This is a genomic window from Paraburkholderia sp. RL17-368-BIF-A (assembly GCF_046054045.1).
Classification (GTDB): domain Bacteria; phylum Pseudomonadota; class Gammaproteobacteria; order Burkholderiales; family Burkholderiaceae; genus Paraburkholderia; species Paraburkholderia graminis.
In genome coordinates this window covers 176,855-192,968 of sequence record NZ_JARESN010000009.1, presented here as the reverse complement: position 1 = coordinate 192,968, position 16,114 = coordinate 176,855, and the positions used below count along the sequence as shown (strand labels likewise).

At 62.5% G+C, this 16,114-nt stretch carries 13 protein-coding genes; 4 read left to right on the top strand and 9 right to left on the bottom strand.

Features of this window, described 5'->3' with window-relative positions; all coding sequences use genetic code 11:
- Nucleotides 1–184: 184 nt before the first annotated feature.
- Both P0D87_RS17805 and P0D87_RS17800 read left to right on the top strand, forming a co-directional pair.
- Nucleotides 185–769, top strand: coding sequence for a uracil-DNA glycosylase family protein (locus P0D87_RS17805; protein WP_006049787.1), 585 nt, complete (start codon nt 185–187; stop codon nt 767–769).
- A 116-nt stretch (nt 770–885) separates the two neighbouring features.
- Entirely contained in the window at nt 886–2,241 is a 1,356-nt protein-coding gene (locus P0D87_RS17800) for an LLM class flavin-dependent oxidoreductase (protein WP_053860837.1), read from the top strand.
- A 72-nt stretch (nt 2,242–2,313) separates the two neighbouring features.
- Here the strand turns inward: P0D87_RS17800 and P0D87_RS17795 are convergent, their stop codons facing one another.
- From P0D87_RS17795 to P0D87_RS17765, 7 genes are all read right to left on the bottom strand, one after another.
- Nucleotides 2,314–3,897: an ABC transporter substrate-binding protein gene (locus P0D87_RS17795; protein WP_053860836.1), complete on the bottom strand. Its 1,584-nt coding sequence runs from the start codon at nt 3,895–3,897 to the stop codon at nt 2,314–2,316.
- A gap of 85 nt (nt 3,898–3,982) precedes the next feature.
- On the bottom strand, nt 3,983–4,864 hold the full coding sequence (locus P0D87_RS17790) for an ABC transporter substrate-binding protein (protein WP_408636984.1): 882 nt from the start codon (nt 4,862–4,864) through the stop codon (nt 3,983–3,985).
- 72 nt (nt 4,865–4,936) lie between these two features.
- Nucleotides 4,937–6,754, bottom strand: coding sequence for an amino acid ABC transporter permease/ATP-binding protein (locus P0D87_RS17785; protein WP_082367154.1), 1,818 nt, complete (start codon nt 6,752–6,754; stop codon nt 4,937–4,939).
- A 40-nt stretch (nt 6,755–6,794) separates the two neighbouring features.
- Nucleotides 6,795–8,117 carry an LLM class flavin-dependent oxidoreductase gene (locus tag P0D87_RS17780; RefSeq protein ID WP_053860169.1) on the bottom strand — a complete coding sequence of 441 codons (1,323 nt, stop codon included), beginning with the start codon at nt 8,115–8,117 and terminating at the stop codon, nt 6,795–6,797.
- Between the two features lie 60 nt (nt 8,118–8,177).
- Entirely contained in the window at nt 8,178–9,119 is a 942-nt protein-coding gene (locus P0D87_RS17775) for an ABC transporter substrate-binding protein (RefSeq protein WP_053860834.1), read from the bottom strand.
- 32 nt (nt 9,120–9,151) lie between these two features.
- Nucleotides 9,152–9,703, bottom strand: a complete 552-nt coding sequence (locus tag P0D87_RS17770; RefSeq protein WP_053860833.1) for a GNAT family N-acetyltransferase — start codon at nt 9,701–9,703, stop codon at nt 9,152–9,154.
- Nucleotides 9,704–9,890: 187 nt separating this feature from the next.
- A complete protein-coding gene (locus tag P0D87_RS17765; RefSeq protein ID WP_053860168.1) occupies nt 9,891–10,916 on the bottom strand; it encodes a succinylglutamate desuccinylase/aspartoacylase family protein in 1,026 nt (341 codons plus the stop codon).
- Nucleotides 10,917–11,125: 209 nt separating this feature from the next.
- Here P0D87_RS17765 and P0D87_RS17760 point away from each other — a divergent pair, with 209 nt between their 5' ends.
- On the top strand, nt 11,126–12,190 hold the full coding sequence (locus tag P0D87_RS17760; RefSeq protein ID WP_408636975.1) for an LLM class flavin-dependent oxidoreductase: 1,065 nt from the start codon (nt 11,126–11,128) through the stop codon (nt 12,188–12,190).
- 83 nt (nt 12,191–12,273) lie between these two features.
- On the opposite strand, the gene P0D87_RS17755 is transcribed toward P0D87_RS17760, so the two are convergent.
- The gene (locus P0D87_RS17755) at nt 12,274–13,464 is read right to left on the bottom strand and encodes a porin (protein WP_053860167.1); all 1,191 of its coding nucleotides are present in this window, start codon (nt 13,462–13,464) and stop codon (nt 12,274–12,276) included.
- 310 nt (nt 13,465–13,774) lie between these two features.
- Between P0D87_RS17755 and P0D87_RS17750 the strand changes: the two genes are divergently transcribed.
- Nucleotides 13,775–14,647 (top strand): MetQ/NlpA family ABC transporter substrate-binding protein, encoded by an 873-nt coding sequence (locus P0D87_RS17750; RefSeq protein ID WP_053860166.1) that lies wholly within the window; start codon nt 13,775–13,777, stop codon nt 14,645–14,647.
- Nucleotides 14,648–14,674: 27 nt separating this feature from the next.
- On the opposite strand, the gene P0D87_RS17745 is transcribed toward P0D87_RS17750, so the two are convergent.
- Nucleotides 14,675–16,090, bottom strand: coding sequence for an MFS transporter (locus P0D87_RS17745; protein ID WP_053860165.1), 1,416 nt, complete (start codon nt 16,088–16,090; stop codon nt 14,675–14,677).
- Between the last annotated feature and the right edge of the window lie 24 nt (nt 16,091–16,114).

The following is a 16,114-nucleotide window of genomic DNA, read 5'->3' as shown; positions in this document are numbered from 1 at the left end:
CGGTGCGGGTTCGACAGGCTTCGTCGGCGGAATCGCAGTAGTCGATTGCGAGCAGATGCTAAGCTATCCGGCCGTTACCACCCACGGCGCAGTCTCTTCGGGGGCATAAGACTATGCGGCCGCGTCGAACCAGTCGGTTCGTTCCGACAGCGCCGTGCCCCCGGCAAACAACTACGGAATCATCATGCTCGATAAGCTGCTAAGCGACATTCGCAGTTGCACGCTTTGCGCGTCGAAGCTGCCCCATGCACCGCGGCCGGTACTGGCCGCGTCGGCACAGGCGCGCATTCTGATCGTGGGTCAGGCGCCCGGTGCACGGGTGCATGCGTCGGGGATCCCCTGGAGCGATGCGAGCGGCACGCGCCTGCGCGCATGGCTTGGCGTCGACGACGCTACCTTCTACGACGATTCCAAATTTGCCATCGTTCCCGTGGGGTTCTGCTATCCAGGCCGCGGCCGCAGCGGTGATTTGCCGCCACGGCCAGAGTGCGCGCCCCGGTGGCACCAGGAGTTGCTCCAACACCTCGGTGCGGTCAGGCTCACACTGCTGGTCGGACAATACGCGCAACAATTCGGACTCGGTGACGCACGGGGGCCAACCTTGACGGACACGCTCACCCGGTGGCAGGAATACGGGCCGCGCGTCATGCCGCTGCCGCATCCGTCGCCGCGCAACATCGCATGGTTCAAGCGCAATCCCTGGTTCGAAGCCGATGTTTTGCCCGCGTTGCGAGCGCGCGTGTCAACGGCGCTGACGTCGCCCGCTTAGTCCCCTCATACATATCGATGCCACAATTCCTTCGTGGTCGCGACCGCCGCGCTCATCGACAATGATCGAATCGGTCAGCACGTTCGTTGCTGACTTCTCCCGCATTCGACACGACCATGAGAACCGATCCGCCTCGCCAGCTTCATCTGAACGTCAACATCCTTCACTCCGGCTTTGTCCCTTCCGCATGGCGCACGCGCGATGCCGATCCGCGCGCGTTCGTCGATGTCGCTCACTACGTTCGCGTCGCGCAGATCGCCGAGGCCGCGAAGTTCGATGCGGTGTTTCTCGCGGACAACGCATCGATTGCCGATCAGATCGACTTCCGCCCGATCACCGCACTCGAGCCGACCGTGTTGCTCGCCGCCATTGCCGCGACCACCACGCATATCGGCATCATCGGCACGGCGTCGACGAGTTATAACGAGCCGTACAACATCGCGCGCCGCTTCGCCACGCTCGATCAGCTCAGCGCAGGCCGCGCCGGCTGGAACATCGTGACGACCGCCGATCTCGGCTCGGCGCGCAACTTTGGGCGCGACGAGGTGCCCGATCACGCGCAACGCTACGAGCGCGCGGCCGAATTCACCGAGGTCGTGAAGGCGCTGTGGGATAGCTGGGAAGACGACGCCTTTATCGGCGACAAGGCGAGCGGCCGCTTCATCGATACGGCGAAGGTGCACCGCATCGAGCATCGCGGCAAATACTTCAGTGTCGACGGGCCGTTCAATCTGCCGCGCAGCGAACAGGGTCATCCCGTGCTGATCCAGGCCGGCGGCTCGGCCGACGGTCGCGAACTCGCGGCCCGCCACGCCGAAGCCGTGTTCTCCGCATCGCAATCATTCGACGAAGCCGCCGCCTACGCGCACGAACTGAAATCGCGAGCGGCAGCATGGGGCCGCGGCAGCGATGCGATTCGCGTGCTGCCGGGGCTCACGACGATCATCGGCGCAACCGAAGCCGAGGCTTTGCGCCGTCGCGATGAACTGATCGATCTGATTCCGTGGACCTATAGCCTCACGCGACTGGCCGGCATACTGGGCATTGGCGTCGAGCGCCTGAAACTCGACGAACGCCTGCCCGACGATCTCGCATTGCCCGGCGGCGGCAATGGTAATCACACGTTCTTCCACGCCACGCTCGCGCAGGCGCGCACGCATGGCTACACGGCGCGTCAATTGATTCGCGCACTGGCGGGCGGCGGCGGGCATCGTGTCGTCGTCGGCACGCCGGAACAGATCGCCGACGACATCGAGCACTGGTTCAAAGGCGGCGCCGCCGACGGCTTCAATCTGATGCCGGATGTTCTGCCGGGCGGGCTTCAAGACTTCACCGACGGCGTGGTTCCGCTGCTGCAGCAACGCGGCATTTTCCGCACCGATTACGAAGGACGTACGCTGCGCGACCACTTTGCGCTCCCGCGTCCGTTCAGCCGCCATCTGTTGCGGCGTGACGCGGCCGCAACGGCGTAGTTCGAGCCGACCGCCGGGGCGATGCGATGCCATCGCCCCATCGCCCCGCACGTCGCCTCGACGTATACGCGATCACTCCAACCACACGCCTTCGAAGCGATGACTGCCGAGCGGCGAAAACACCATCCCCTTCACACGCTTCGACACAGGCAGAGAGACGATGGAATGCGCAATCGGCGTATAAGGCACCTGCTGCTTGAAGATGACCTGCGCCTGCTGATAAAGCGCCGTGCGCTCGTCGACGTTCGCGGCTGCGCGCGCCTTGTCGATCAACGCGTTGAACGCCGGATCGCACCACTTGGACACGTTACTGCCGTGCACCGCATCGCACCCGAGCAACGTGCCGAGCCAGTTGTCGGGATCGCCGTTGTCGCCTGACCAGCCGTAGAGCATCGCGTCGTGTTCGCCGCCCTGCTTCGCGCGGCGGTTATATTCGCCCCACTCGTAGCTCACGATCTTCGCGCGCACGCCGATCTTCGCCCAGTCCTGCTGGATCAGTTGCGCCATCAATTGCGCATTCGGATTGTAGGGACGCTGCACCGGCATCGCCCATAGCGAAATCTCGAAGCCGTTCGGAAAGCCCGCCTGCGCAAGCAGCGCTTTGGCTTTTGCGGGATCGTAAGGTGCGTCCTTCAACTGCTTGTTGTACGACCATTGCGCGGGCGGCATCGGATTCGACGCGATGGTTGCATTGCCCGAGAAGACCGATTGAATGATCGCGGGTTTGTCGATGGCCATATCGAGTGCGCGGCGCACTTCCACGCGATTGAGCGGCGCATGTTGCGTGTTGTAGGCGACGAAGCCCACATTGAAGCCGACGCCTGAAACTGCGGTAAGCGCGGCGTTTCGCTTCACAACTTCGAGATCGGCGGGACGTGGAAACACGGACACCTGACATTCGCCGCTTGCCAGCTTCTGCATGCGTACCGCCGGATCAGGCGTGATCGCAAAGATCAGATGCGCGAGCTTGACGTCGTCCGGGCGCCAGTAGACGGGATTGGCGTCGTAACGGATCAGCGCGTCCTTCTGGTACGAGCGGAACACGAACGGCCCCGTTCCGACCGGCAACTGATTGATGTCCGCCTCGCGATGCGCGGCGCTCAGCTTCTCCGCATATTCCGCCGACAAAATCGACGCGAAGCTCATCGCGAGATTGCGCACGAAAATCACGTCCGGCTCCTTGAGCCGAAAGCGCACGGTCAGAGCATCGACCTTCTCTATGCTCTCGATGTTCCTGTCGAAGCCCAAGTCGCTGAAATACGGAAAGCTGCTTGGATATGCTTTGCGGAACGGATCGTCGGCATGCAGCATCCGGTTAAACGTGAACAGCACGTCGTCGGCGTTGAAGTCGCGCGTCGGTCGAAACCATGCGGTCGTATGAAACTTCACGCCGCCGCGCAGATGAAACGTGTACGTGCGCTGATCCGCTGAAATGTCCCAGCTCGTCGCCAGCGCGGGTTCGAGATCGAGCGTGCCGCGGCGGAACTGCACGAGTCCGTTGTAGACGGTATTGGTGCTCGCGTCGAAATCGGTGCTGGTCGTATGCTGGCCCGGATCGAAGCCGGCGGGGCTGCCTTCGGAGCAGAACACGAGTGTGCCGGCGGGCGCGGCGTGGACAGAAGCGCCGTTCATCAGCAGCGCGCCGGTTAGCACCATCGACACGCCAAGGCGCGAACCACGAAACAGGGCGTGCCGCAGCGACGCGCCGGGAAAAACGGAACGGAAGGTCATTGGAGTTGGATCAGAATTTTGGCAGGCCCGGCGGGTTGCTTTCGGAACGGTTCAGCGCTTCGGCCAGAATTCCCCAGCGCGCGAGCGCGCGCGCGTACGTGCCGTCGGCGATCACGCCATTGGTGGCGAGCGTCAGTCCGTCGACCAGTCCGCTGCCCTTGCGCGTTGCAATCGCCACGTCCGCTCTCGCGGGCCAGCCCGCATTCACGGTTCCCACCTGGCGAATCGCGCCGCTTCGCGCGGCGTCGTAGGCAAGCGGAGCATTGGGATTGAACTCGACGTCCGCCCGGCCGGAGAGCAGCGCAACGCGGCTTGCCGCATCGTCGTCGAAATACTGGAGCTCGACGGCTTTCAGTCCTTTCGCGATGTTCTGCCGGTTCCATTCGAGGATGATCTTTTCCTGAATCGTCCCCGAGCCGGTAATCACACGCAGGCCCGCAATGTCTTTCGGCTCCGCGATGTGACGTATCGGGCTGGCGGTTCGCACATAGAAGCCGTGCAAGCCCCGACGGTAAGTGGTGAAGTCGAACTTCTCCTTGCGCTGCTCCGTCACGCCGACGTTCGAGATTACCGCGTCGTATTTACCCGACGTCAAACCCAGGGGCCAGTCGGCCCACGTGATCGGCACGATGTCGAGCTTGAGTCCCAACGCGTCGGCGATCAGTTGCGCGTAGTCCGCATCCGAACCGACGACGGTCCGCGCATCCGTCGCATAAGTCGCGGTCGGCGGACCATGCGGCGAGATGGCGACTGTGAAAAGCCCTTCCTTCACGAAGCGGTAGCGATTCGCGATTGCCGCAATCGCCTGCTCGTTTTTGCCGGTACGTATGCGTCCGGGCTGTTGCGGACTGAGGTCGATGCCGGTCTGCGCGCCATGTGCGCGGCCGATCATCGCCAACGCCGCCGCGATGCCCGTCATGACGAATCTGCGCCTGTTGATCATCGTGTTGCGAAGAAGGAGTGGTCAGAGCACACGCGACAGGAATTCGCGCGTGCGGGAATGTTGCGGTTGATTCAGCACGCTCGCCGGCGGACCGGCTTCGATAATCCGGCCGCGATCCATGAACACGATGGTGTCGGCCACTTCGCGCGCAAAGCCAATCTCGTGCGTGACGATGACCATCGTGGTGCCGGAGCGCGCCAGTTCCTTGATGACGTCGAGCACTTCATTCACCAGTTCGGGATCGAGAGCGGATGTCGGCTCGTCGAACAACAGAACCTTTGGCCTCAACGCCAACGCGCGCGCAATCGCGACGCGTTGCTGCTGTCCGCCCGATAATTGCCGCGGCCACGCGTGCGCCTTGTCCGCGAGTCCGACACGCGCAAGCAGATCCCGCGCGAGCTGCTCCGCTTCCTTGCGCGGCAAGCGGCCAAGCGCGACAGGAGCCTCGACAATGTTGTCCAGCACGCTCAGATGCGGGAACAGATTGAAGTTCTGAAACACCATGCCGACGTCGCCGCGACGCCGCAGCACGTCGCGCTCCTTCAGTTCGTAGAGCGTCATGCCGTCGCGGCGATAGCCGATCAGTTCGCCGTCGATATCGATCAGACCGTCGTCGACGCGTTCAAGATGATTGATCGTGCGCAGCAACGTCGACTTGCCGGAGCCGGATTGACCGAGGATCACCGTGACGCTGCCGGGACGCATGGTGAGCGAGACGTTGTCGAGCACCTCGAGTGCGCCAAAGCTCTTCGAGACCTTCTGGATGACGATCTCGCCGCCTGTGCGCTGATCGATCCACGGATTCGCTGCGCCGGGGATTTTCGACTCGCTCGGCGCGATGGCGGCGGCAAGCCGCGACTCGCCGGCAAATGCAGTTTCGCGCCGGCGCAGCACGAATGCAGCAAGCTTTTTGATGGCCTCTTCGAATGGCGACGACGTTCTGCTGCGTGTCGCGCCGCGCGAGAAATAGCGCTCCACGTACACCTGAATCGCGGAGAGCACCGAGAGAATGAGCAGATACCAGACGGTTGCCACCATCAGCAGCGGAATGACCTCGAGATTGCGCCGATAGATGATCTGCACCGTGTAAAACAGCTCGGGCATGGCGAGCACATAAACCATCGCCGATCCTTTCGCGAGCGAGATGAGATCGTTGAACGCGGTCGGCACGATGGCCCGCATGGCCTGCGGCAGCACGATGCGCCGCGCCTGGCGAAGCCGCGGCAGTCCGAGCGCGGCGGCCGCTTCGAGCTGCCCCTGATCGACGGACAGAATGCCGCCGCGAATCACTTCCGCCGAAAAAGCGGCGTGATGAAGCGTCAGGCCGAGAACGGCCGCGCAGAAAGGACTGACGACTTCAGTAGTCGGCCAGTTACCGAATGCAATGCCGGTAAAGGGAATGCCGACGCTGATCGTCTCGTATAGATAGCCGAGGTTGTTCAGGATCAGCAGCAGAACGATAAGCGGGATCGAGCGGAACAACCACACGAACACCCAGGCGCTGCCTGCCAGAAGCGGAGAACGCGAGACCCTTGCGAGCGCGATAAGCATGCCGAGCGCGAAGCCGATCGACGCACCGAGCGCCGTCAGCAGCAGTGTTCGCCCAAGCCCCGAGAGCACCGGTTCCGACAGAAACCATTCGGCAAATACGCCCCAGCCCCAGCGCGGATTGCCAAGCACGGAGTCGAGCACAAGCGCGATCACGATAGCGGCGAGGGCAGCACCGGCAGTGCGCGCGCGACGCTTCGCGGGCACGACGTGATAGCGGTTGCGGTCCCGTTGCGATTCTGCTTGCGCGGAACCTGGCGCCTGGACGGCGACTTTAGCGGCTTCGTTCATCGTTCGTACTCGGTCCGTTGTGGTGTCCGTTCGCGTGTGTTCATGCAGTCTCGGTCAGCGCGTAGCGGCTTTCCTTGCGCGGCAAACCTAAGTGGTCACGCAGCGTTGCGCCGCTGAGCGTCGTTTCGTAACGGCCGCGCCGCTGCAGTTCGGGAATCACGTAGCGGACGAAATCGTCGAGGCCTTGCGCCTGCACCGCGAAGCCAAGAATGAATCCGTCGGCGGCGCCCGCATCTGTCCAGCGGATCAATTCATCGACCACGTGTTCGGCCGTTCCGAGAAAATGCGTCTTCGGCGTCGCGACTTCGAGCGCGACTTCGCGCAAGGTTTGTCCGTTGCTGCGGGCATTGGCCTTGATGCGGTCCGTCGTCGAGCGGAAGCTGTTGCGGCCAAGATCGCCGAGTTCGGGGAACGGGGCATCGAGCGGGTACTGCGTAAAGTCGTGATGATCGAAAAAGCGGCCGAGATACGCGAGCGCTTCGTCGATATTGAGCAGATCGCGAATCGCGCGGTACTTCGCTTCCGCTTCTTCATGCGTGGCGCCGACAATCGGGCCGATACCGGGGAATATCTTCACGTCGTCGCGGCTGCGCCCATGCGCCTCGGCGCTGTCCTTCACGCGCTGCGCGAAAAGCCGCGTCTCCTCAACCGAGACCGAATGCGTGAATACGGCATCCGCATATTTACCGGCCAATGCAATGCCCGCATCCGACGAGCCGGCCTGGAAGATCACCGGCTGACCTTGCGGCGAGCGCTGGATATTGAGCGGCCCCGCTACCTGAAAAAATTTCCCCTCGTGATTGAGCGGATGCAACTTGTCGCGATCGAAAAACACGCCGCGCTCGCGGTCGCGCACGAATGCATCGTCGTCCCAACTATCCCACAGCCCTTGCGTCACGCTCAGGTATTCGTCCGCGATTTCGTAGCGCAACGCATGCTCGGGATGCGATCCGCCGTAGTTCTTCGCGGTGCCTTCGAGCGGCGTCGTGACGACGTTCCAGCCGGCGCGGCCGCCGCTGATCAGATCCAGCGACGCGAACTGCCGTGCGACCGTGAACGGATCGCTATACGACGTCGAGACCGTACCCGCGAGACCGATTTTCGACGTGACCGTGGCGAGTGCCGACAGGATCGAAATGGGCTCGAAGCGATTCAAAAAGTGCGGGATCGATTTCTCGTTGATGTAGAGACCGTCCGCGACGAACGCGAACGCAATGCCGTTCGCTTCCGCTTTTTGCGCCGTGCGGATCATGAAGTCCAGATTGACGCTGGCATCCGCCGGTCCCGCCGGATGCTTCCACGCGTTCATGTGGCTGCCGGCACCTTGCAGCATGATGCCGAATGGGATGTGCTTCTTGCTCATGATGTCGTTCGCCAGACAGAAGGAAAGATCGAAGCCGGTGATGCGTTTTCGACCGCCGCGTCACGACTTCGGCAAGCCCGGCGGATTGGTCGCCGCCTTCGCGATCGCTTCGGACTCGAGATGCCAGCGCGCGAGCACCGAGCGATACTGTCCGTTCTGGATCAGGTTGTTCAGCGCGATGGTGAGCGGCTCGGCAAGACCGCTGCCCTTGCGCGACGTCACCGCGACCTCCGCCGTGCGCGGCCAGCCGCCGCTCAAGGTGCCGACCTGGCGCGTCTTGCCTTGTCTCGCGGCATCGTAGGCAAGCGCGGCATTCACGCTCAAGATCGCGTCCGCGCGCCCCGACTGCAACGCCACGGACCTCACCGCATCGTCGTCGTAGTACTGCACGGAAACCGGCTTGAGCCCACGCGCAACGTTCTGCCGGTCCCACTCGAGCAGGATCTTTTCCTGATTGGTCCCGGCGTCGGTGATGATCCGCAGGCCGGCGATATCTTTCGGCTCGGCGATCTGCCTGATCGGACTATCGGTCCTCACATAGAAGCCGATCTGATCCTGCCGGTAGGTCGAGAAGTCGAACTTCGCCTTGCGCTCTTCCGTCACCGTGACGTTGGAAATCACCGCGTCGACCTTGCCGGACGCAAGGGCCAGCGGCCAGTCCGGCCACGCGAGAATCACGACATTCAGATGCTTGCCGAGACTGTCCGCAATCAGTTGCGCGAGGTCCGGGTCGAATCCGACTACCGTTCTCGCGTCGCTCGCATAGGTGCTGATCGGCGGATGACCCACGACGATGCCCACCGTCAACGCATTCTTCGCGACAAAAGCGAAGTTCGAAGGTATGGCCTTGATGGCGGCCGGGTCCTCCGCGCCGCGAAGGCGGTTCTGTTGCGCCGGGCTCAAATCGAAACCCGGCGCCGCCGCGAGCGCCGGGGCACTGCCGGCCGTCATGCCGGCCATGCTCGCCAATAGAAGCGTTGCAAGATGCGCGCGCAATCTCATCGTCATGTGTTCCGTTGGAATGTCAGGTGGGCTTAGCGGATCGCGAGATCGGTTTGTTTCGCGCGAAGGTCTTCGAGGGTATCGATGCGGCCCGGATCGAGCAGGTCCTTCCCGTAGCGCAGATGAACATGCACCTCGGGAGGCAACGACGTATCGAACAGGCTGGCGTAGCCGCTATTCGCATACAACGCCCAGGCTTCGGGCTGCCGAAACCCGGTGGTCAGATAAACGCGCGTATAACCCTGGGCGAGCGCACGCTGTTCTAGTTCCTGCACGACGCGGCGCGCGAGGCCCTGACGGCGCACATCGTCGCGTGTCCAGACACGTTTGAGTTCCGCGGTGCGCGCGTCGTAGCGCTTGAACGCGCCGCCGCCGATCGCCGCGCCGTCCCGCAGCAGCAGAATGAATGCGCCCTCCGGCGGAGCGAACGCCTCGGCCGGATAACGCGCGATTTCCTGCGCGGCCGACTCGCCGTTGTCCTTGTGAAACGATGCGTAACGCGTCGTATATTCGCGCTGCAATGCGCTTAGCAGAGGTTGGGCAAGCGGATCGAGCGGACTGGTATCGACAACGCTAAAGCTCATGATGATCGACCGGAACGCGCCGGCTCGTCTTGTGGAATTCACACGATAGCGCGCAGTCGTTCGACGGCTAAACAAGCAATTGGTATATGAATATGGTGCCGCTGCGGCGAACGTTTTTTGTTGTCCGTTCGATTGCTCGCGCATCGCATTGCGTTATTCGCGCAGCGTATCCGTCAATAGAACATCGTCAGCGCGCGAGCTGCGTAAAGAACGTTGGATCGTCCTCTGCAAGGTGAAACAGACAATCGCCTCTTCGGACCAACGCGGGCACGCGCTTGCAAACGACTTCTCCGTCGCTGTCGAAATGGCGAATCACCGGCTCGCGCCACGGCGTATCGGGGAAATGGATTCGCGCAGCGGGTTGCCCCTGACTTACCCGGTCGCCGAGTTCGACAAGCGGCTCGTAAACGCCGCTGTCGTAGGCATAAACGTAGTGCCGCGCACCGGCGACGCGTCTGAAACGCACGCTTGCAGGCGGCGATTCGGGGACGAGCGGGCCATGCAGCAAACCGACGTGCCCGAGGAAATGCAGCAGCCCCTGGCCCGCTTCGCGAATCAGCGCGGAGCTGACCGTGCCCGCACCGCCGAGTTCGGTCGTGATGGACACCGCGCCTTGACGCCGCGCCGCCGCTGCCGCATGCACGGGGTTCTCGCGATGAATGAATGCGTTCGGCAAACCGAAGGCATTCAGCAAGTCGATTAGCCGCGCTTTCCCGGCCTCGTCGCGCGGCTCGATCGCGAGCATGTTGCCGCCGTGATAGAGCAGTGAACTGCCGCCCGAATGCAGATCGATCAGATAGTCGGCACGCGCCAGCAATTCATGCTCGATGTAATGCGCGACGATCTGCGTGGGCGAGCCTCGCGGGTCGCCGGGAAACGCGCGATTGAGATTGCCGTCGTCTATCGGCGAAGTCCGTAGACCCTGCTCGACCGCGGGCGCATTCGCGGCCGGCAACACGATGATTTGTCCCGTTAGATGGGCCGGATCGATCTCGCGCGCGAGTTGCGCGGCGAGAATTTGTCCTTCGTATTCGTCGCCGTGATTGCCGGCCATCACGAGCACGACAGGCCCGCTGCCGTTTCGTATCGACACGACGGGGAACGGCAGCCAGCCGTATGCGGAACGATGCACGGAGTGCGGCAGACGCAGATAACCGGTGTGCCGGCCGGCCAGGTCGAAGTCGACCTCGCTGACGATTGGATTCAGGTGCATATGACAGTTCTCAGGAAAGTGCCGGCAATTCGAGGCGTTGGCCTCATTAAACATCGGCCGGCGTCTTCGCATCGAACAAATCTTTTTGCCTTTACTTATTCTTCTAGATTGTTTGACCGCGCCGTTCACGGAGAAATACCATCGCCGTACTAATGATCGGCTCGTCGCGCCGCGCACGGTCGATATATGCCGTACTTCCAGAACCTCACATGACCGCCTACGCTTTAAGCCTGCTGGACAAGAGCCCGATCGCACGAGGCGAAACGCCGACCGAGGCGCTCAGGCGCACGGTCGAACTGGCGCGCCATGCGGAGTCATGGGGATACCGGCGCTATTGGTTCGCCGAACATCACAACACGAGTCAGCTCGCCTGCCCTTCGCCGGAAATCCTGATCGCTTATATCCTTGCACGCACCAATCGCATACGTGTCGGTTCGGGCGGCGTGATGCTGCAGCATTACAGTCCCTACAAGGTCGCCGAAAATTTCAATCTGCTGGCCTCGCTCGCGCCCGGTCGCGTCGATCTCGGCATCGGCAAGGCGCCTGGCGGTTTGCCGCTTTCCACGCGCGCGCTGCAATCGGCGCGCGACCCTGCGCACAAGCCCGATTTCGCCGCGCTCGCATTGGAACTGGACCGCTATCTCGCCGATGCTCTCGCCGCGAATCGCGAACACGATGCTGCCGACGGCGACGAGCAGTTCGGTTCCGTGCTGCGAGCCACGCCGCTGCCGCCTTCGCCTGCGCGCCCTTTTCTGCTCGGAGCAAGCGTCGAGAGCGCGGCGCTCGCGGCGCGGCTTGGCTGGGACTTCGTGTACGCGGCTCACATCAACGGCGCGCCGGACGAGATCGAGCGCGCGTTGGAGCGCTATCGCGCGGCATCGAACGGACGCAAGGCATTGCTGGCTCTCTCCGTCATAGCAGCAGAAAGCGCCGACGAAGCAGCGCGGCTCGCATCGGACACGCGGCGTTTTCGCGTACAGGTCGGCGACCAGCAGCCGGTCACGGTGGGCAGCATCGCGCAGGCCGAAGAGTTCGTTCGTCAGGCAGGCGGCGGCGCTCATCGCATCGACGAACGCGAGAACCACATCGTGCATGGCACGTCCGACGCGGTGCACGATGCGCTCAGTGAACTGCAGGACCGCTATGGCGTGGATGAATTCATCATCGATAATCCGGTGACGGACGCGGCGCAACGCATCGCGTCGGTTCGTTTGCTGGCGCGCGGGCTTCAGCACGGCAACACGCGCGAAGCCGCCGAAGCGGCGCGCGGCTGAAACGACTCAGCAACTCAATCACGTATCACGTATCGCGTATAAGCCACGACGGCATGCATGCGCCATGCCGTCGCGGCCTCCGGTCAGAACTTCACGCGCAAGCCTGAAAGCACGGCGACCTGACGGTTCGTCGACGAAGCCGTGCCGGCATCGGCAATCGCCGCGATGGTGCGGTAGCCCGAGCCGACCCGCGTCGATGCATCGCCGACGGCAAGCTGATACACGCCGGACAGGTACACGTCGGTGCGCTTCGACAATGCATAGTCGACACCGAGCGTGAACTGATGCCAGCGCGGCTTCAGATTTGCGCCACTGGTTCCCGGCAGATTCGTCGCGCGGCCATCGGTATAGGTGTAGACGCCGATCAGCGTCAGCGCAGGCGTGAACAGGTAGCGTGCATTCAGATCGTAGTTGTTGAACTTGCGCGACGAGCCGTCGTTGTAGTCGAGCTGCGTGTGACTCCATGCAAAGCCGACCGTCGCGCGGCCGAATGCGTAGTTGGTGCCCGCCACGGCTATCTGCTGGCGCACCACGCCGCCGTTCAATCCGTAGAAGAACGCGCCGCTGTAATCGTCGCCGCTCGTGGTCGACGCGCCGCCGACCGCACCGCTCGTATTCGACGTCGTATCCGGGTGATTCAGCACTACGTAGCCGCCGCCGATCGACAACGGTCCATTGACGTAGTTCGCCGAGATGCCCCATGCGCGGTTGTTGCCGAAGCCTGTTCCGCTGCCGCCGCTGGCCTGATTGCTGAACGCATACAGCCCGTCCACCGTGAATCCGGCAATCGTGTCGCTGCGGAACTTGACGGCGTTATTGACGCGGAAAGTCTGGTTCAGATTGTCGTTATCGCCGATGTGGGTCGACGGCGACCAGAAACCGGAGCCCGTGTATTGCGCAGCGAGATCGGCGAGCGGCTCGTACTGGCGTCCAAGCGTCAATGTGCCGATGCCGGTTTTCTGGACGCCGACAAACGCCTGCCGTCCGAACTCGCGGCCGCCCTGAGCCAGCGTACCGTCGTTGGGACGGAAGCCGCCCTCGATCGTGAACACGGCCTTCCAGCCGTCGCCCAGATCCTCGTTGCCTTTGAGGCCCCATCGGCTGCCGCTGAGCTTGCCGCTCGTCTGCTGGAAGTTGCTCGCGCCCTTCTGATTGTTCGTGTAGGTGATGCCCGCATCCACGAGCCCGTACAACGTGACCGAGCTTTCCGCGTGAGCGGCGAGTGGAGTGATTGCAAGCAGACCGGCGGCGCTGGTGAGAGCGACTCGTTTCATCTTTACCCCTTGTTGTCGTGGTTAACATCATCGGCTGAAAGGGGTCCAATCTTAGGATCGCGAAATGCGGGAGACAAACATCGAAGTCGGGTTTGCTACGGATTGCTCCGTGCATTTGAAATTCAGCGAGACTTTAAATTGCAATTTCCCGGCACGCTTATCGCGGCTTGCATTGCGAGCGAGAACTGGCAATTGATAAGCAGAATTAGTTGTTTGGCGTTCGAAACGGCGCGTGATCTACTGCTTCGAATTCAAAGTTCTCTAGCAACGCTGCACGGTTGCCGGTGCGATCGCCACTACTTTCATCGTCATGTTCCGAACAATCACTATCCCGTCACCCTTCAAAAAACGCGCAGCCGGCGCGCTGCTGCTCGCCACCACGCTCAGCGCTCTCACCGCGCTAACGTCCATTAGCGCGCATGCCGCCGATGGCAAGAACACCGCGCAGGAATTGCGCGTCGGCTTCGTGCCTGGTCCTTACGCGGACGAATTCAAAGCGGGTGTCGAACCGCAACTGCGCAAGAAAGGCTATGCGATCAAGTACGTCGAGTTCAGTACAGGGCTCGAAGCAAATCAGGCCGTATATCGCGGCGAGATTGTCGCCGACGTGATGCAGCACGAGGTCTATCTGAAGTCGTATAACGAGCGCAACGGGACCGACCTCGTCGGCGTGGTGCAGGTGCCGACGCCGCCGATGGGTCTCTATTCGAAGAAGCACCGAACGCTGGCTGAAGTGAAACCCGGCGCGCGCGTCGCGGTGCCGAACGATCCGGTGAATCTCGAACGCGCGCTGAAGATTCTGCAGCGCATCGGCTGGATCAGGATCAAGCCGAACCCGAATCCCGTCGACGTCACCGAGCGCGACGTGATCGCCAATCCGGCCGGCATCAAGATTGTTCCGCTGGAATCGGCGCAAGCGCCGCGCGCGCTCGACGATGTGGATTACGCCGCGATTCAGGGCAATTTCGCTATTTTCAGCGGCCACAAACTGGCCGATGCGCTCGCGCTGGAAGAGATGACGCCGCCGTATATCAACCAGGTCGTCGTGAAGGCCGGCAACCGCAATGCGCGCGCGACGCAGGACATCGTCGACGCGTATCGGTCGGTGGAGTTTCAGCAGGCGATTCGCGGCAACCGCTTCTATGACGGCTTCAGGTTGCCAGCGTATTTCGCTAATGAGTGAGCGCGCTTATCGCAACCCGCAGCCTTGTCACGGCGCGATTTCCTCGAGGCTTCGTTCGCGCGTCTCTGTCATTCTGAGTGCGCAAATCGCGCCGACCACCGCCACCACGGCGAACATCACAAACACCGAGCCGATGCCCCGCTTATGCAGCAGCAGTCCCGCAAGCGACGGTCCGACCGCGGACGCAAGACGCAGCCAGGAAGTGGCGAGCCCGGTGCTCGTCGCGCGCATTCTGGTGGGATAAACCTCGGGCGTGTACAGGTACAGCACCGCCGCGATCGAACCGATCAGTCCATAACTCAGCGTGCCGAGCACCATTGCGCTCCATACGTCGTGCGCGGCAAAGAGCCCGAGGCATGCGAACAGAATCGCCGCCAGACAGAAAGCGGACACCGTCCAGTTGCGGCGGCCAACGCGATCGATCACATACGCGCAGATCAGCAGCAGCGCGACTTGTGCGACGTTGGTCATCGACGCGGCTCGCAGCGCGGTTTGCAGCGGCAGGTGATAAACCGAGCGATACAAGGTCGGCAGCCAGTTGTTCAAACTGTTCGCGATGAAAAACGCGGTCGCCCACAGCACCCACACGACGAGCGTGCGGCCGCGATAGAACGGCGAAAGCAGTTCGCGCCAGCCCGCGCGCGCATTCATCACGCCTTTGTTCGGCTGCTGGCGCCGGCCGGGTTCGATGCGGCGATCCGTGCTCGCTTCCATGTCGCGGATCACGGCTTCCGCTTCGTCGAATCGTCCTTTGGAAATCAGCCAGCGCGGCGATTCGGGCAAGCGCGCGATCAGCAGCGCGATCAGAAGCCCAGGCACCGCGCCGATCCAGAACATGATCTTCCAGCCGATGAGCGGCACGAGCCATGCGCCGATCTGTCCGGTCGCCATCAAACCGACCGGGAAAATCAGTTCGTATAGCAGAAAATATTTGCCGCGGCCGTGAGCGTTGGACAACTCGCTGATGTACGTCGCCGCGACCGGCATTTCACCGCCCACGCCGATTCCCTGAATGAATCTGCACACCAGCAGCACCGCGAAACTGCCGCTTAGCGCACAGCCCATGCTCATCACGGACATGATCGCAATGGCGATCGTCACGCTGCGAATTCGGCCGCGCCGTTCCGCGTACCAGCCGAACGTCAGCGCGCCGATGAATTGACCGATGTAGCTCGCGCCGATCAGCACGCCGATCTCGAGCGGCTCGATATGCCACAGACCGATCAGCACCGGAAGCACGAAGGCGATCGAGAGCGCGTCGAACGCATCGAAGAACGTCGCGCTGCCGACGATGATCCGCGCCTTCGTATGCCAGCGCGAAAACGGCACGCTCTCTATCCGGCGAATCAGCGCCGCGCTTGCAGCGTCGACAGCCGCTTCGACGGCCGCCGTCTGCGTGTCGTCGCGTGTGACTGCGCCCTGTAGCGTATTGCCATCCTGCATCGTCGTCTCCTGTTGCGGGTGACC